The 15,974-nt window shown below is 54.1% G+C and carries 16 protein-coding genes and 1 other RNA gene; 10 read left to right on the top strand and 7 right to left on the bottom strand.

From position 1 onward, the window contains the following. The first annotated feature begins 89 nt into the window (after window positions 1-89). From TH3_RS00430 to TH3_RS00460, 7 genes are all read left to right on the top strand, one after another. Entirely contained in the window at window positions 90-1,115 is a 1,026-nt protein-coding gene (locus tag TH3_RS00430) for a DctP family TRAP transporter solute-binding subunit (protein ID WP_007088248.1), read from the top strand. A gap of 139 nt (window positions 1,116-1,254) precedes the next feature. Then, complete coding sequence (locus TH3_RS00435) at window positions 1,255-1,740, top strand: TRAP transporter small permease (protein ID WP_007088247.1); 486 nt, start codon at window positions 1,255-1,257, stop codon at window positions 1,738-1,740. Continuing rightward, window positions 1,737-3,005 (top strand): TRAP transporter large permease, encoded by a 1,269-nt coding sequence (locus TH3_RS00440; RefSeq protein WP_007088246.1) that lies wholly within the window; start codon window positions 1,737-1,739, stop codon window positions 3,003-3,005. Before TH3_RS00435 ends, TH3_RS00440 begins: the two co-directional genes overlap by 4 nt. Before the next feature lie 11 nt (window positions 3,006-3,016). Next, window positions 3,017-3,865 (top strand): shikimate dehydrogenase family protein, encoded by an 849-nt coding sequence (locus TH3_RS00445; protein WP_007088245.1) that lies wholly within the window; start codon window positions 3,017-3,019, stop codon window positions 3,863-3,865. An 11-nt stretch (window positions 3,866-3,876) separates the two neighbouring features. Then, window positions 3,877-4,530 carry a GntR family transcriptional regulator gene (locus TH3_RS00450; protein ID WP_007088244.1) on the top strand — a complete coding sequence of 218 codons (654 nt, stop codon included), beginning with the start codon at window positions 3,877-3,879 and terminating at the stop codon, window positions 4,528-4,530. Between the two features lie 86 nt (window positions 4,531-4,616). Continuing rightward, window positions 4,617-6,500: a bifunctional sugar phosphate isomerase/epimerase/4-hydroxyphenylpyruvate dioxygenase family protein gene (locus TH3_RS00455; protein WP_007088243.1), complete on the top strand. Its 1,884-nt coding sequence runs from the start codon at window positions 4,617-4,619 to the stop codon at window positions 6,498-6,500. 28 nt (window positions 6,501-6,528) lie between these two features. Further along, entirely contained in the window at window positions 6,529-6,978 is a 450-nt protein-coding gene (locus TH3_RS00460; protein WP_007088242.1) for a type II 3-dehydroquinate dehydratase, read from the top strand. A 1,047-nt stretch (window positions 6,979-8,025) separates the two neighbouring features. Here TH3_RS00460 and recR read toward each other — a convergent pair. From recR to ffs, 4 genes are all read right to left on the bottom strand, one after another. Next, a complete protein-coding gene (gene recR, locus TH3_RS00470; protein ID WP_040060315.1) occupies window positions 8,026-8,619 on the bottom strand; it encodes a recombination mediator RecR in 594 nt (197 codons plus the stop codon). 127 nt (window positions 8,620-8,746) lie between these two features. Then, a complete protein-coding gene (locus TH3_RS00475; RefSeq protein ID WP_007091823.1) occupies window positions 8,747-9,070 on the bottom strand; it encodes a YbaB/EbfC family nucleoid-associated protein in 324 nt (107 codons plus the stop codon). Then, entirely contained in the window at window positions 9,067-10,968 is a 1,902-nt protein-coding gene (locus tag TH3_RS00480; RefSeq protein ID WP_007091824.1) for a DNA polymerase III subunit gamma/tau, read from the bottom strand. Before TH3_RS00480 ends, TH3_RS00475 begins: the two co-directional genes overlap by 4 nt. A 154-nt stretch (window positions 10,969-11,122) precedes the next feature. Next, an RNA gene (gene ffs, locus TH3_RS22570) (signal recognition particle sRNA small type) lies at window positions 11,123-11,217 on the bottom strand. A gap of 197 nt (window positions 11,218-11,414) precedes the next feature. On the opposite strand from ffs, the gene nudC reads away from it, so the two are divergent. Together nudC and TH3_RS00495 are read left to right on the top strand one after the other, a co-directional pair. Further along, window positions 11,415-12,341 carry an NAD(+) diphosphatase gene (gene nudC, locus TH3_RS00490; RefSeq protein ID WP_007091826.1) on the top strand — a complete coding sequence of 309 codons (927 nt, stop codon included), beginning with the start codon at window positions 11,415-11,417 and terminating at the stop codon, window positions 12,339-12,341. Between the two features lie 84 nt (window positions 12,342-12,425). Continuing rightward, on the top strand, window positions 12,426-13,220 hold the full coding sequence (locus tag TH3_RS00495) for a substrate-binding periplasmic protein (RefSeq protein ID WP_007091827.1): 795 nt from the start codon (window positions 12,426-12,428) through the stop codon (window positions 13,218-13,220). 20 nt (window positions 13,221-13,240) lie between these two features. Here TH3_RS00495 and TH3_RS00500 read toward each other — a convergent pair whose 3' ends face one another. The 3 genes from TH3_RS00500 to TH3_RS00510 form a co-directional block, all read right to left on the bottom strand. Continuing rightward, on the bottom strand, window positions 13,241-13,609 hold the full coding sequence (locus TH3_RS00500; RefSeq protein WP_233421821.1) for a DUF1636 family protein: 369 nt from the start codon (window positions 13,607-13,609) through the stop codon (window positions 13,241-13,243). 82 nt (window positions 13,610-13,691) lie between these two features. Further along, window positions 13,692-14,279: a YdeI/OmpD-associated family protein gene (locus TH3_RS00505; RefSeq protein ID WP_007091829.1), complete on the bottom strand. Its 588-nt coding sequence runs from the start codon at window positions 14,277-14,279 to the stop codon at window positions 13,692-13,694. A 44-nt stretch (window positions 14,280-14,323) separates the two neighbouring features. Beyond that, window positions 14,324-15,205 carry a LysR family transcriptional regulator gene (locus TH3_RS00510; protein WP_007091830.1) on the bottom strand — a complete coding sequence of 294 codons (882 nt, stop codon included), beginning with the start codon at window positions 15,203-15,205 and terminating at the stop codon, window positions 14,324-14,326. A 141-nt stretch (window positions 15,206-15,346) separates the two neighbouring features. Here TH3_RS00510 and TH3_RS00515 point away from each other — a divergent pair, with 141 nt between their 5' ends. Beyond that, entirely contained in the window at window positions 15,347-15,955 is a 609-nt protein-coding gene (locus TH3_RS00515) for a glutathione S-transferase family protein (protein WP_007091831.1), read from the top strand. Window positions 15,956-15,974: the final 19 nt, after the last annotated feature.

Below are 15,974 nucleotides of genomic sequence, written 5' to 3' on the forward strand. Positions count from 1 at the left end.
TTAAAGTCTCCCTATTCCGATAAGGGCCGATGCAGAACACCATGAATAATATCGGGCCAGCGGGATTGTTTTCATTCGGGAGGAAAAAAATGAAATTCGTTTCCAAAAGCACGCTGCTGGGCGCTGTTTCGCTTGCTGCTGCTTCTTTCGCCGTACCTGCCCAGGCTGCGGACATCACTTTGAATTTTGCCCATGTTGATCCGGCTGAATGGACGACCTCGAAGAAGGGTGCCGCAACACAGGTCTTTAAAAACATTGTCGAAGCTGAATCAGGTGGCCGCATCGAAGTTCAGCTTTTCCCGGCCGGTTCGCTTGGCGGGGAAACCGACCTGCTGCAGAATACCCAGGATGGCACGCTTGCCATGTCGATGATTTCCGGTCCGTTCTCGAAAGTCTGCCCCGAAGCTTCTGTTCTCGACATCCCTTATATGTTCCCGAATGCGAATGTCGCATGGAAGGTTCTGGATGGCGATTTCGGAAAACAGCTTGCGGAGCATTGCCTTGAAAAAACGGGCTTGCGCACCTTGGCCTATGGCGAAACCGGTTTCCGCAACTTCACCAATTCCAAGCGCGCAATTGCCGAGCCGAAAGACATGGAAGGCCTTAAAATCCGTGTCATGACGGTTCCGCTGTTCGTCGAAATGGTCAAGGCACTTGGGGGTGATCCCACCCCGATCCCGTGGCCCGAAGTGCCGACGGCACTGACAACTGGTACGGTCGATGGTCAGGAAAACCCGATCAGCGTGATCTATGCCAACAAGTTCTACGAAATGCAGAAATACCTGACGCTTGACCGTCACGTATATGGAACCGACTTCATTCTGATCAATGAAAGCGTTTATCAGGGCCTGACCGAAGGCGATCAGGCGCTTCTGCGGCGCGCGGCGGGGATTGCATCGAATGTTGGTCGTGCGGTCCAGCAGTTCAACTCGGCCGAAGGTGTCGCGAAACTTGCTGCCGAAGGGATGGAAGTCACAACCCCGACAGCGGAACAACTGAAAGCGTTCCGTGATGTGGCCCAGCCAGCAGTTATCAATTGGCTGTCGGGCGAGATCGGTTCTGAATGGATCGAAAAACTGCAATCTGCTGTCGGTGAGGCTGAAGCCTCTATGTAACCGGCATTGGCAGGCCGGGTGCTCAGACCTCCTTTGAGCCCGGCCTGCCCTTTTTGTTCAGTGATCATCGCATCCGCGACAGGCACCAACAATTGTCGCGGTCATGTTGTCGGCTTCCCGTGTTCATGCAGAGGAACTTATGCAACGCGCAGAAAATGCTTTCAGGCATCTGCTTGCCGGGCTTTCGGGATTTAGCATCCTTGTCGTCTTTGGCGTCGTCTTTGCTGGCAGTGTCAGCCGCTACCTGTTTTCCGCGCCTCTGCAATGGAGCGAGGAAGTCGCGAAATATGCGATGATCTATGGCACCATGTTCGGAATGGCTTTTGCCTATCTGCAAGGTACACAGATTACGTTTAGCATATTCATTGATGCCGTTCCTGCCCCGATCCGCCGCAAGCTTGCGCTGGGTGTCGATATCGCAACGCTGATACTGGGGGGCATTCTGGTCCATGCCGGTTTGATCTTTGCCGCCAAGCGCGGTGGGATTATGGCATCGGGCATCGGAATTCCGATGTATTGGGCGCAAATCGCCATGACGGTTGGCGGGGTCTGCCTTGTCATTGCGGCACTGTTTCGTCTCATTGCTTTCTTCACCCGCAAATCTTCAGGGGGTGAGGAATCATGATCACGGGGCTTGGCCTTTTTGTTCTGCTTGCCATTGGCGCGCCGGTGGCCTTTGCGATTGCGCTGGCGATTGCGATCTACATTGGTGGTGCGACATTCAGCATCGATCTTCTGCCCCAACGCATTTTTGCGGGGCTTGACAGCTTCACCATCCTTGCCATTCCGCTTTTTGTTCTGGCCGGGGAATTAATGAATGCCAGTGGAATCACGTCGCGGGTCATCAATCTTGCCAATGCGCTTGTTGGCCATGCCAAAGCCGGTCTGGCCCAGGTCAATATCTGGTCTTCGGTGATTTTCGCGGGTCTTTCGGGGTCGGCGGTGGCCGATACATCGGCAATCGGGCGTATCTTCATCCCGTCGATGGAAAAAGAAGGTTATCCGCGCGATTTTGCCGCGGCTCTGACGGCGGCATCATCCGTAATCGGTCCGATTATTCCGCCCAGTATTCCTGTAATTATCTATGCGCTGATTACCAGCAATGTGTCGGTTCCGGCCCTGTTTCTGGCCGGGATTATTCCGGGCATCCTGCTTGCGATTGCGTTGTCGGTTTATGTCCGCATCTTTGCGGCCAATTATGCCACACCGCGTGGCCGGATGAATATGCGCCAAAAGATGCGCGCCCTTTGGGATGGATTGATCCCGCTTTTCATGCCGGTCTTCGTGATCGGATCAATCCTGGCGGGGATCGTGACCCCGACCGAGGCCGCAAGCTTTGCCGTTTTTTATGCACTGGTTGTCGGACTGTTTGTGTTTCGCGAACTCAAACCATCGGACTTGCCGGGTATTTTTGCCAACTCAATGCGTGATTCTTCAAGCATCCTGATCATTATGGGGGCGGTTGCCGCGGCGAACTGGTTCATGACCTTTGCCGGGATTCCGCAGGCGGTCAGTTCGTTTGTGCTAGGCTATGTAGATAGCCCGACAATGTTCCTGATCCTGATCAACATCATGTTGCTTGGTGTCGGTCTGGTGCTTGAAGGCATTGCCGCAATGCTGGTTCTGGTGCCGATCCTTCATCCGATTGCGATCAGCCTTGGTATTGATCCGACCCATTTCGGCATTGTCGTGATCTTCAACCTGATGATCGGGCTGATCACACCACCAATGGGGCTTTGCCTGTTTGTTGCGGATGCCATCGCCAATGTTGGTATGGCCCGGATGATCAAATCGATCATGCCGTTGTTCCTGGTAGAATTGGCGGTTTTGATCCTGATCACTTTTGTGCCGCAACTTGTCACTTTCATGCCCAACCTGTTCGGATTTTAGGATTTCGCCCCATGTTGAAACTCGGTCTTATCGGTAAAGGCATATCACGCAGCCAATCGGCCAGACTGCACGTCTTGCTTGGCCGGATGTGCGGAATTGATGTGACCTATGACTATCTCGACAGTGAAAAGATCGCCGATTTCGATCTGATCGGGCAACTTGCAGCCTGTGCCAAGGCCGGCTATGCCGGGGTGAATGTTACCCATCCCTACAAAACCGAGGCCCGCAAGCTGATCCAGCGTCGCAAACGTCTTCCCGAAGCTCTTGGTGCGGTGAACACGGTGGTGTTCCGCGAAGATGGCTGGCGGGGGGACAATACCGACTATGTCGGGTTCATGCGCGGTTATCGCGGGCAGTTTGGCGATCAGGCACCGGGAACGGTTTTGCAGATGGGGGCGGGCGGCGTCGGCCTTGCCACGGCATTCGGGTTGCACGGGCTTGGTGCGGAACGCATCCTTATCCATGATAAGGATGCCGATCGCGGCCATACGCTGGTTGCGACCCTGAAGGCGGGTGGGGCCAACGTTGCCTTTGTTACCGAACCTGAACTTTCCGATGTGATCCGCAATGCTGATGGTTTGATCAATTGTACCCCGGTCGGCATGAACCAGTATCCGGGCAGTCCGATTGATGCTGCTTTGATGGGCGGACAGAAATGGGCGTTTGATGCGGTTTACACACCGGTTGAAACCGCGTTTCTTCATTCCGCGCGAAAGGCCGGGCTTTCGGTCATGACCGGCTTTGAGCTGTTCTTTTTTCAGGGTATTGAAGCGTTCGAGGTTTTCAGCGGGGCGCAGATCGACGGGGATGCCGCCCGGATCGAATATTTCAATGCCTATCCCGAGGCATTGACGGGGTAAGGGGAAAGTCCATGAGCAGCAGCACAGTTGCCGAGACCGTTTATAACGAAATCCGCGATGACATCCTTTATGGCGAACTCCAGCCCGGTGTGAAGCTGAAGCTTGATGCGTTGCGGGATCGTTATAATGCCGGGGTCAACACGCTCCGCGAGGTGCTGAACCGTCTTGTCGCGTCGGGATTTGTTTTTGTCGAAGGCCAGAAAGGCTTTCGGGTTGTCGAAACATCGCCCTCGAATTTCAAGGAACTGACCGCGATGCGGTTGCTGCTTGAAACCAACGGGCTTGCGAAATCAATTGATGCCGGTGATGTCGAATGGGAAGGCCGTGTTGCTGCCGCCCATCACAAACTTTCCGCCATCGAAAAACGCATGCTGACCGAAGACAGCCGAGAGCTGACAGTACGCTGGAGCCAGTATGACCGCGAATTTCATCAGGCCCTGATCTCTGCCTGTGGGTCGGATCTGCATATGCGGATGCATCGTGAAATCTTTGACCAGTTCCGCCGTTACGTGGTGATCGAACTGAAAACGCACGGCTTCCGGGCTGAGGAGATAATTGATGAACATCGAGGCATCTGTGATCTGGCACTGGCACGCGACAAAACTGCCGCACTGGCAAAACTGACCGATCACATTGAAACATATCGGCGCCGTTCGCAGGACTGATCAAACCGATCCTGCCGGGCAACGTGCCCGGAAGTCCTTCCGCGCGACGGTGCCTATGCGCCACACGACCATCCCGGAGGGATAAAATGCTGACTTCCATCGCGACCGTATCGCTATCGGGCGATCTTCAGGAAAAACTTGATGCCATTGCCGCTGCTGGTTTTGACGGTGTCGAGATTTTTGAAAATGATCTTCTGACCTTTGATGGCTCCCCCGAAGATGTTGGCAAGACCATCCGTGACCTTGGTCTGAAACTGGTAACCTTCCAGCCGTTCCGTGATTTTGAAGGCATGCCCGAACCCCAGCGCACCCGCGCGTTTGAACGTGCCGAACGCAAGTTCGATCTGATGGAAGAACTGGGTACCGATCTTTTGATGGTCTGTTCGAACGTCTCGCCGCATTCGCTGGGCGGGCTTGATCGTGCGGCAAAAGATCTGGCCGAACTTGGCGATCGTGCGGCAAAACGTGGGCTTCGCATTGCGTTCGAAGCCCTGTCCTGGGGCAAACATATCAGCGACTATCGCGATAGCTGGGAAGTGGTGCGGCGCGCCAATCACCCCAATGTCGGTCTGGTGCTTGATACCTTCCACATTATGGCGCGCAAGGTGCCACTTGATGCGATTGCATCGATCCCCGGCGACAGGATCTTTCTTGTGCAGGTCGCCGATGCGCCGATCCTTGAAATGGACCCGCTTTCATGGAGCCGCCATTTCAGGTGCTTTCCGGGGCAGGGGGACTTTCCCCTTGATGAATTCATGAGCAATCTGGCCCGGACCGGTTATGACGGGCCACTGTCACTTGAAATCTTCAATGATCAATTCCGCTCAAGCTCGACCAAAAACGTTGCCAAGGATGGTTTGCGTTCGCTGATTTATCTGGGCGATGGCATAGAGGGTGTGAAAGTCGGGGAAAAGGCGGTTGCCCTGCCGCCAAAGGCGCATGCCCGCAATGTCGAGTTTGTTGAATTCGCGGTCGAAGAAGAAAACGCCGAAAAGCTTGCCGCCCTGTTTGCCGGGCTGGGTTTTGAAAAACGCGGCAGCCATAAATCCAAGGCCGTCACATGGTGGAAGCAGGGCAATATCAATCTTGTCATCAATTGCGACAAGGATGGTTTCGCGCATTCCTATAACATCGTGCATGGCCCGTCGGTTTGCGCGGTGGGGCTTAAGGTCGATGATGCAAACGCATCGCTTAAACGCGCGCAATCCCTTTTGGCATCACCCTTTGTCCAGTCCGTTGGCCCGGGCGAAATCGAAATGCCCGCCATCCGCGGTGTGGGCGGCAGTCTGGTCTATTTCCTTGATGATCAAAGCGAACTGGCGCGCATCTGGGATGTCGAATTCGAAGCATCGACAACTGCCGACAAACCGGCAAATGACGCCAACCTGAAATCGGTCGATCACGTTTCCTATTCGATGCAGTACGAGGAAATGCTGACCTGGGTGCTGTATTTCACCTCGATCTTCGATCTTGGCAAAATGCCAACGGTCGATGTGCCCGATCCCGGCGGGCTTGTGCAAAGTCAGGTGGTTCAGGGTGAGGATGGCGGGGTGCGGCTGATCCTGAACGGATCGCAAAGCCCCCATACCCAGCATTCACAATTCCTAAGCGAATTCTTTGGAAGCGGCGTGCAACATGTCGCACTTTCAAGTGGCGATATTTTTGCGAGTGTCGATTTTTGCCGGAAAAATGGTGTTGAAGTTCTGCCAATACCGGAAAATTACTATGATGACATCGAGGCGCGCTTTGGGCTTGATCCCGATCTTCTGGATCGACTGAAAGCTGCCAACATCCTTTATGATCGTGATGATGACGGCGAGTATTTTCAGGTCTATACCAAGACCTTCGCCAACCGGTTCTTCTTTGAACTGGTCGAACGTCGCGATTATCGCGGGTTTGGTGCGGCCAATGCACCCATCCGGCTGGCATCGCAAACCCGTATGAACCGGCGCAGTCAGACGTCGAAATAAGCAAACCATTTCAGGGGATCAGGAAACCATGAGCGTTTCGGAAATTCTTGTCATTAACGGCCCGAACCTTAACCTTCTGGGGCAGCGGCAACCGGAAATCTACGGCTATGACACTTTGGCAAGTATCGCGGATAAATGCGCGTCCCTTGCCGAAACGCTGGGGGTTTCCGTCCGGTTTGAACAGTCAAACCACGAAGGCAGCATTGTCGATTTCATCCATGATGCACGGCAAAAATCGGCGGCGATCATCATCAATGCCGGGGCCTATACCCATACATCAGCCGCCATTCATGACGCGCTGAAAACATTCGATGGCTATATCATCGAACTGCATATCTCCAACCCGCATGCCCGCGAAGAATTCCGCCACCACAGCTGGATCAGCCCGGTTGCCAATGCCGTGATGGCCGGTGCCGGTGCCTATGGCTATGAACTGGCAACGCGTCTTGCCGCGGAAAAGATTGCGCAGACCAAATAGGGTGATGGTGCCCGGGTCCGAAACAACAAAGGCAGCATTGAATGCTGCCTCGGACTGCTGAACAGCTCACAGATAACATTCCTTCAAGACACAATTCCCGCAAAGCCTGCCCCCGTGAAAGCGGGGGCGCCAATCCCGTCTCCTGCAACAGGGTATGGATTCCGGGTCTTCGCTCTGCTCCGCCCGGAATGACGATTGTGATCAACCGCCAAGCCAATCCCGCCAGCCAACCAACCCCTCTGCCCCCGGCATCGCCAAACGCCACCGACCGGACGGCCCACGCCCCGGACGGCCCCCGCTGCCCCGAACGACGCTCGCTCTCGGTTGCCCCAAAACGCACCTCACCCCAAGGGCCACAGCGTTGCCGAATGGCAGGCACACAAATCCCGCCATCGATGACCGGCCTTTCGGCATGTCCGACGCACCATCGGCCCGCTGACAACCGATCCTGCCAGCCGCTCCCCGCCAGCCACCCCGGCCCCCCGGCCAATCGATCCAATGCAGACGCAATCCGGGCGCAATTTGGGCCCGCTGATTCTCGGCATTGTCACGCTTCATCGACCGGACTGGACCAAACCAGACCAGCCTCGCCCCGGCTATCCCAGCCCCGAACAAACGCCCTTGCCCCAAGGACACATTTCTCCCGTCATGATAAACACCCGTTTTTCGCAAATTTCGCGTGGCCTTACGGCAAGAACACACCACCGCCGTAATGGCTTTTCCATGCGCCATTGACGTCCCTTTGGCGACGCCGCCCCCGCCGTTTCATCCCGTCAGATCGCTGCCCTGTCATCGTCTCATTCCTGTTTTGCCGCCCGAAACGCAAAAACCCGCAAAAGCGGATCACGCTTTGCGGGTTTTGTCTCCGGACCCATTTGTCCTGTTGACTTTATCTTTATGACATAACGAAAAGAACAAATCAAGAACTTTTTTCAAAAAAAACGGAAAAAGTTCTCGGCCGATGCTCTGCGTGACCAAAAAGATATATTTATCAATATCCTAGGCAGAATTGAATGCTGCCCTTCTGTTTTCAGGAACGGTTCGCGATCAAACTGCGCTGCGTGATCGAAGGGCTGCGGCCAGCGTGCCGTCATCAAGGTAATCAAGTTCGCCGCCAACCGGGACCCCGTGCGCCAGGCGTGTAACCTTGACCCCGGTTTCGATCAGGCGTTCGGTGATGTAATGTGCCGTGGTCTGGCCATCAACGGTCGCGTTGGTCGCAAGGATAACTTCCGTCACAGCCTCGTCACGTGCCCGTTCGATCAACTGGTCGATACGCAGATCATCCGGCCCAACCCCGTCAAGCGGCGACAATGTCCCGCCCAGAACATGATATTGCCCCTTGAACGCCCCGGCACGTTCCAGCGCCCAAAGATCCTGCACCTCCTCGACCACGCAAATTGCATCGCGGGTGCGATTGCGGTCGGCACAGATGTGGCACGGATCGACCACATCAATATTGCCGCAAATGCCGCAATTGGTCATGGCATTGGCGGTTTCTTCCAGCGCGTGGGACAACGGGATCATCAGGGTTTCGGGCTTTTTCAGCATCTGCAAAACCGCACGCCGTGCCGACCGCGGACCAAGCCCCGGCAGCCGTGACAGAAGCTTGATCAGATTTTCGATTTCCCGTCCGTTCATGATGGTCCCGTCTTGCGGTTGATCTTGTGATGACTGTTTCTGATAGCTTGTATCAAAAACAAAGGGCGGCGCAATGCCACCCTTTGATTTATGCGGCATGACCGCAATTTGATATCGGTTTTGCCGATCAGAATGGAAGTTTGAAACCTTCCGGCAGGTTGAGTCCACCGGTGACGTCCTTCATCTTGTCCTGAACAGCGGCTTCGACCTTGACCTTGGCGTCGTTATAGGCCGCAACGATCAGGTCTTCGAGGACTTCGGTATCCTCGGGATCGACAATGCTTTTGTCGAGTTTCAGGCCGCGCATCTCGCCCTTGCCGTTCAACATGACCTTGACCATGCCAGCCCCGGACTGGCCTTCGATTTCAAGTGCAACAAGTCCTTCCTGCATTTCCTGCATTTTGGACTGCATCTGCTGGGCCTGTTTCAGCATCCCTGCAAGGTTCTTCATAGCTCGTCGTCTCCTTCGAGATAAAATGCATCATCGTAAACGGAACCGCTGTCATCCTGCTCGCCCTCGGTTTCTTCCTGTCCCGGTGGCAGATGGACGGCAACGATTTTTGCCTTGGGTAATCCGTCAAGGATCGCCTTGACCAGCGGATCAAGTGATGCATCCGCCTTGCGCTGTTCAAGTTCCTCGAGTTCCTGTTCCTTAAGGGTCGGCGCACCTTCTTCGCGTTCCGAAACACTGACCAGCCAGCGATGACCGGTCAGATTGTTCAGGGTTTTGATAAGCTGGCTCGACAGATCCGCACGCGCCCCGCGCGCCGGACGGAATTCAATGCGACCCGGTTCGTATTTCACCAGATGCATATAGTTTTTAAGCTGGATCGCAAGTGCGGTTGTTTCCCGCTCTTTCGACAGCAATTCGGCGACTTCGGCAAAGGTTTCGGGCAGCTTGGCATAAACCTGCTGCGGGGCCTGTTCTGGCTCACCCAGCGGATCAGGGCGCGCATGGGCAACCGCCGCCCCGCCGCCATTAACCACCTGCATGCGCGGACCCGGTCCACCACCGCCATTGCCACCACCGCCGCCTTGCGGGGCATTACCGGATTTGTTCAGATCATTGCGCAGTTTCTTGATCAGATCGCCCGGGGGGGGCATTTCGGCGGCATAAGCCAGCCGGATCAGGATCATTTCGGCGGCCTGGATCGGGCTTGGTGCAATGCGGGTTTCTTCCAGCCCTTTAAGCAGCATCTGCCACGCACGGGTTAATTGTGGCATGGCAAGCTTGGCGGCAATTTCCTTGCCGCGGTCGCGTTCGATCTGCGACACGCCCGGATCATTTGCCGCCTCGGGTGACAGCTTCACACGCGTCAGCCAGTGGGTCAGATCAAGCATATCCTGCAACATCACCGCCGGATCGCCGCCCAGTGCATATTGCGCCCCCAGCAATTCCAGCGCTTCGTTGATTTCGCCCTTCATGGTCCGGTCAAACAGATCGAAAATCCGCGACCGGTCTGACAGGCCCAGCATATCGCGGACCTGCTGGGTGGTGACTTTGCCCGCACCATGCGAAATCGCCTGATCCAGAAGGCTCATACCGTCACGAACCGATCCGTCAGCCGCACGTGCAATCAGGGCCAGCGCCTCGTCCTCGATATCGGCATGTTCAAGGGTTGCGATGCGTTTGTAATGAGCGGCCAGTTCATCAGTCTGAACCCGGCGCAAATCAAAACGCTGGCAACGCGACAGAACGGTGATCGGAATTTTGCGGATTTCGGTGGTCGCAAAGATGAATTTCACATGCTCTGGCGGTTCTTCCAGCGTTTTCAAAAGCGCGTTAAACGCACTTTTCGACAGCATGTGCACTTCGTCGATGATGTAAATCTTGTAGCGGGCCGATGTCGGTCGATACCGAACGCCTTCGATCAGTTCGCGAATATCGTCAACACCCGTGCGTGACGCGGCATCCATTTCCAGAACGTCGACATGACGGTCTTCGGCAATCGCGCGGCAATGCTCGCAAACACCGCATGGCTCGATGGTGGCATTGCCTTTGCCATCCGGTCCGATGCAGTTCAGCGCGCGCGCAATGATGCGGGCGGTCGTGGTTTTACCGATCCCGCGCACCCCGGTCAGAACAAATGCATGCGCCAGTCGACCGCTTTCAAGCGCATTCGACAGCGTCTTGACCATCGGCCCGTGGCCAATCAGCTCGTCAAAGGTTTTCGGGCGATATTTACGGGCAAGAACCTGATATTCGCTTTTGGGTGCCTCTTCGGCCTTTGGGGCAGTCACAGATGCAGGTGCCGCTGCGGCGGGTTCCTGTTCCATATCAAGCTCTGGCGCCTCAGCCTCGGGCGTTTCTGGTGCTGACGTTTCGGTGCTGTCGATCTGATCCGTCATTCATCCGGTCCGGCATGTTTCAATGTGCTTTGGTTTTAGCAGCTTCGCCCCCGCATGGGAAAGACCAAGTGGGAAATTTCCCACACAAAATTCCATAGCAGGCATGATGCTGCAAAGCATGGCGGAAACATGTGACTTTTGGGGGATATAAAGGGTGAGAGACTGAACCGCGACCCGGAAAAACTCGTTACGGCTGCTACCTTCCGGTCCTGACCGGGTTGGCGAGCGGTCCGTCCACGGCCAGCCTCTCGCCCCCTATATCGCGCAAGGAACCATAAAACGCAAGGCCCGGCTTTGATTTTTTGATAAATCGCATGATCGTGGCTTTGACGGCGGGTTTGGTCGCGCTAATGTCGGTACCCGTCACCTGAATATGCTGACCCACCATATTGAATTACGGGACTCGATCCCGTCTCTGGTGGATCCAACCAAGGAATTGCCCCGAAATGGACAGGCTGTTTTATGAAGCAACAGATCTGGATCGCGATGCCCAGTTGCGCACCCGGGAAAACTGGCGCGAACTGTTGCTGGCTGAGGTAACCGTCAAAATCCTGATTTGCCATGGTGGTGATCCGCTTTTTGCCTGGCCCGAAGACATGAACGAGCATGAATTGGTCGTTGTGGGCGGCCCGGCCTTGCCGCATCTTGATCTCGAAATCGAACGGGCAAACTGGATCTATATCGGTCGACAGGGCGGCGAGGCGGTCATTGCGATTGATATCGAACCGGTTATTTCCGACCGTGATGATGCCATTCGTCGGCTTGGGGGTGGATTTGGCGATATGCGCAGCCGCATGGCAGCCCTTTCGGAAGACGAAGCCGCCTTGGCTGCCCAGGCCCGCGCCATTTTCAACTGGCACCATAAACACCGTTTTTGTGGTGTTTGTGGTCACCCCAACCATGTGATGGAAGCCGGTTATCGTCTGCAATGCAGTAATCCGGCATGTGGCACACCGCATTTCCCGCGGATTGATCCTGCGGTCATCATGCTGATCCATCACAATGATCATGTGTTGCTGGCGCGCTCACCACAGTTTCTTCCGGGGACCGTTTCTGTGCTTGCCGGGTTTGTCGAGCCGGGCGAAACCCTTGAACAGGCGGTTGCGCGCGAAGTGTTCGAAGAAGTCGGGATACGCATCAAACGTGCGCGTTATATTGCATCTCAACCATGGCCTTTCCCCGGTTCACTGATGCTGGGTTTCGTCGCCGAGGCAGAAACGACCGACATCGTCATTGATGAAAAGGAAATTGAATTTGCGATGTGGGTGCATCGCGACGATGTTGCCGGGCTCCCCGAAAAGGGCATCAACCTTCCCCGTCCGATTTCAATTGCACGCTACCTTCTGGAAAATTGGCGCGAAGGCCGCATATAGAAGGGACCAGCGTCATATCCTGATACAAATCCGGAGCCGACGCGCATTGGCAATTTATAGTGTGCGAAAAGGGAGAGGCTTCTGATGCAGGGGATATCTCGTTGGTTTTGTTATATGTCGAGCGTATTGGTTTGTTGGGTGGTTGCCACAGTGGCCAATGCTGACACCAAGAACGCGATACCTGTTAAGGTTGGCGCCTATGAATATGGCGTCGTCTATTTTTTTGAAAATGATAAACCTTCAGGTTTCACCCCGGAATTGATTGCAGACCTCAATGCCATCCAATCGAAATACTTTTTCGAGTTGGTCGAAACATCGTCACGTCGTCGCTACAACGATCTTGCGATGGGGGGCTTCGATCTCATTTTGATGGAAAGTCCCGACTGGGATTGGAGAGATCAGGATGTTCTGTTTTCTGATCCCATTGTTGTCGAATATGATTTATTCATTGCCCGCAAGGACGACGTTCCGGGGCCAGGTTGGTTCGACGATATAACCCGACATGAGATTCTTTGCGTACTGGGGTTCCACTATAAATTTGCCTCTTTCAACGCCAATCCTGAGTATTTGCAAGATCATTTCGGTGTTTTGTTCCACTATGACGAACAACAATTGTTCGACCATTTGTTGGACGGAGAAGGTGACGTTGGCATTGTTTCGGCAGGATTTCTGGCAAGAGCCTATGCAAAAAATCCGGAACTGAGTCAGAGAGTATTTATTGGACCAAGCCCTGATTTCAGCTACGAGCTGGTTGCGGTTCTTTCAAAACAGTCGGCGATATCGCTGGCTGAGTTCAATGATTTAATCCGGATAGTGAAAAGGGAAGGAAATATCGCGCAGGAATGGCGCGATATGCACGGAAATTTGCCAACAGGTTAAGCTTTTGGCCTCAATTGCCGTCAGTCTAGTGGCGGGATTCGGGCAATCACATTGCGACGCAGACTTTCAGGACGTTCACGCCAAGGCACGATGCCGTCATCTGTTTCCGCGTATTTTGTGGCAAGTTCCTGCAGATCAGCGATCATGTTTTCCGGATCAATATTTCCGTAAACATAACCCCATTTTCCCATGCCATTCAGCGCAACCGAACAGCCCGACTTGCAATTGGTCAGGCATTCAACGGCCCTGATTTCAAACGGTATGTCCAGCAACGCCCCGTTTTCGACCATTTTATCAAACAGTATCCGACCGTGACGTGGCTCCGTTGCCCCTTCGGTCGAGGATGCGGTGCAGGTCGTGCAGATATTCAGGCGGGCTTTTGGGGACATGGTATCCGTCATGATTATGGTGTTTGCGGAGGCGCATAAAACCAGCTTGCCGGTTATCGGGTCAAGCAATCATCTGGTGGTTCTATCGACCCTGAAGACCTTTGCCTGCAAGAATTCCGAAAACAGATTTTTCAATTCGGGATCTGCGTGTGGCCGATTGTTTGGCACCAGAAAAATAAAGATTGTATCCCCGCTGCCGCCCCGGTGTCAGGGCCTTGAACGCTTTTTCAAGATCAGGATTTTTTGAAAATTCATCCAAAAGTTCAGCCGGAAGCTCAAGATTTTCCTTTTCGCTGAAATCAATCTTCAGGCCGGATTTTTCGACTTCGATGGCAACTTTGATATAGGCCTTCAGAGCATTTTCTTTTGCTCTGATTTCTTCAGCCGACGTAAAATGAATGCGGCGCATTGCCTTCGAATTTTCACCCGGTTTCGCAAGAACACCCTCAGGGTCCTCCATCAACGCGCCCTTGAAAAATCCAAGCGCGCAATCATCTTTCATCCCGTAAATCATAAGGATATTTTTGCCCTCCGACGTGTAGCAAAGATTACCCCACTTCACGTCTTCGATCAGCCCACATTCAAGAATAATTGATCTTAGCGCTTTGCGTTCTTCGTGCCACTTCTCCTGCGCTAGAAGCGCATCGACCTTTGCTGCCAAACTCGTCATTTATTGAAACTCCGACGACCCTTTTTTCTCTATCCCCTATTCAATCAGCCGGTTGCGCGGATGGTCAAGTTATCATCATTGATATATTCGCTTACAAAACCCTGGATCGTTGCGGCAAGCTGGCGACCCACCAGCGGATGCGTCGCATCCGACAGCATCAGGGCCACACCGACCGCGGGCAATGGCGGGAAACCGTCGCGACTTTCAAGAATCTGAAACTCGTCCGTGACGCTGGCTGCTGCAAGGGCCGCGACGCCAAGTCCGTCACGTACCAGATGCAAAAGCGATGCGGCCTGCCGCGTGGTGGCAAGTAAGTTATATGGCCGGTTCGTCTTTGAAATTGCATCAATCGCCCATGCATGGAATTTGCAATCTTCCTCTGGCAAGACAAGCGACAAGGGATCTTTTAGGTGCTGCTGGTGTACTGGCGAACTGACCCAGACACCGGCCTCGTGACGCAGGAAATATCCCTCTTCGCCTTTCTCCGACCGGCTGATGATCGATAAATCAAGCTCGCCCTGATCCAGCATTCGGCGCAAAAAGATCGTCGGATTGACGGAAATGAAAAACTTGGCCTCTGGATAACTCGCCTGTATTGCACGCAATACAACAGGAAGGATTTTCTGGGTGTAATCGTCCGGGCAACCGATACGGATGGGGCGACTGGTACTGTGATCGCGCATTTTGCCCATTGCCTCGTCCTGCAATGACAATATCCGTCGTGCATATCCGACAAAGGTGATGCCTTCGGATGTCAGGAACACATTGCGGCCTTCACGTTCAAACAGCTTGTTGCCGACAAGATCTTCCAACCGCTTCATCTGCATGGAAAATGCCGATGGAGTGCGGCCGATCCGATCCGCAGCACGGTTGAAACTGCCACATTCGGCAAAGGCGACAAAGCTTCGGAGCAGATCGGAATCCATGGAACATCCTTTGATCAGAAATAATGATCAATAAATTTGAACAGTCTGGTCAAAACTATTCGATTGTTTGCCAACGAGCCAGAACCAATTATCGCCCCTGGCCGGCCACTGCTGTTTTGCAAGTGCCAAAGGAATACTGAAATGATCCTTCATGATTTTTTACCTTCGGGAAACGGTTACAAAATCCGTTTGCTGTTAACCCTTCTCGGCAAACCGTTTGATCTGGTCGAGCATGACATCACCAAGGGTGAAACCCGCACGCCCGAATTTCTGTCGCGCATCAATGCCAATGGCAAAATCCCTGCGCTGGAATTTGACAATGGCCGGGTTCTGGTCGAAAGCAATGCGATCCTGATCCACCTTGCCGAAGGAACACCTTATTTGCCGACCGATGCGTGGGAACGCACGGAAGTCATGCAATGGCTGTTCTTTGAACAATATGATCATGAACCAACGATTGCTGTTTTGCGCTCATGGGTCGGTGTCAAGGGCATGCCTGAACATGCAGATATTCTGGTGCCGATGAAGCGGGCTGGTGCGAAAAAGGCGCTGGATCTGATGGAAAAGCGGTTGGCGGGGCACAACTGGCTGGTCGGGGACGCACTGTCGATCGCAGATATATCCCTGTATGCCTATACCCACGTCGCTGAAGAAGGCGATATCGACCTTTCGGTATATCCGGGCATCCGTGCGTGGCTTGATCGTGTTGCGGCTTTGCCGGGCTATATTCCGATCTCGTGGAAGCCCTGATTTTCCGGGGATAAAGAAA

It is taken from the genome of Thalassospira xiamenensis M-5 = DSM 17429 (assembly GCF_000300235.2).
In the GTDB taxonomy this organism is placed as follows: Bacteria; Pseudomonadota; Alphaproteobacteria; order Rhodospirillales; family Thalassospiraceae; genus Thalassospira; species Thalassospira xiamenensis.

What these genes read in the sequence shown, in the direction of transcription:
- TH3_RS00430 (WP_007088248.1), top strand. Translation starts at nt 90, where the DNA reads ATGAAATTCGTTTCCAAAAGCACGCTGCTGGGCGCTGTTTCGCTTGCT.
- TH3_RS00435 (WP_007088247.1), top strand. Translation starts at nt 1,255, where the DNA reads ATGCAACGCGCAGAAAATGCTTTCAGGCATCTGCTTGCCGGGCTTTCG.
- TH3_RS00440 (WP_007088246.1), top strand. Translation starts at nt 1,737, where the DNA reads ATGATCACGGGGCTTGGCCTTTTTGTTCTGCTTGCCATTGGCGCGCCG.
- TH3_RS00445 (WP_007088245.1), top strand. Translation starts at nt 3,017, where the DNA reads ATGTTGAAACTCGGTCTTATCGGTAAAGGCATATCACGCAGCCAATCG.
- TH3_RS00450 (WP_007088244.1), top strand. Translation starts at nt 3,877, where the DNA reads ATGAGCAGCAGCACAGTTGCCGAGACCGTTTATAACGAAATCCGCGAT.
- TH3_RS00455 (WP_007088243.1), top strand. Translation starts at nt 4,617, where the DNA reads ATGCTGACTTCCATCGCGACCGTATCGCTATCGGGCGATCTTCAGGAA.
- TH3_RS00460 (WP_007088242.1), top strand. Translation starts at nt 6,529, where the DNA reads ATGAGCGTTTCGGAAATTCTTGTCATTAACGGCCCGAACCTTAACCTT.
- recR (WP_040060315.1), bottom strand. Translation starts at nt 8,619, where the DNA reads ATGAACGGACGGGAAATCGAAAATCTGATCAAGCTTCTGTCACGGCTG.
- TH3_RS00475 (WP_007091823.1), bottom strand. Translation starts at nt 9,070, where the DNA reads ATGAAGAACCTTGCAGGGATGCTGAAACAGGCCCAGCAGATGCAGTCC.
- TH3_RS00480 (WP_007091824.1), bottom strand. Translation starts at nt 10,968, where the DNA reads ATGACGGATCAGATCGACAGCACCGAAACGTCAGCACCAGAAACGCCC.
- nudC (WP_007091826.1), top strand. Translation starts at nt 11,415, where the DNA reads ATGGACAGGCTGTTTTATGAAGCAACAGATCTGGATCGCGATGCCCAG.
- TH3_RS00495 (WP_007091827.1), top strand. Translation starts at nt 12,426, where the DNA reads ATGCAGGGGATATCTCGTTGGTTTTGTTATATGTCGAGCGTATTGGTT.
- TH3_RS00500 (WP_233421821.1), bottom strand. Translation starts at nt 13,609, where the DNA reads ATGTCCCCAAAAGCCCGCCTGAATATCTGCACGACCTGCACCGCATCC.
- TH3_RS00505 (WP_007091829.1), bottom strand. Translation starts at nt 14,279, where the DNA reads ATGACGAGTTTGGCAGCAAAGGTCGATGCGCTTCTAGCGCAGGAGAAG.
- TH3_RS00510 (WP_007091830.1), bottom strand. Translation starts at nt 15,205, where the DNA reads ATGGATTCCGATCTGCTCCGAAGCTTTGTCGCCTTTGCCGAATGTGGC.
- TH3_RS00515 (WP_007091831.1), top strand. Translation starts at nt 15,347, where the DNA reads ATGATCCTTCATGATTTTTTACCTTCGGGAAACGGTTACAAAATCCGT.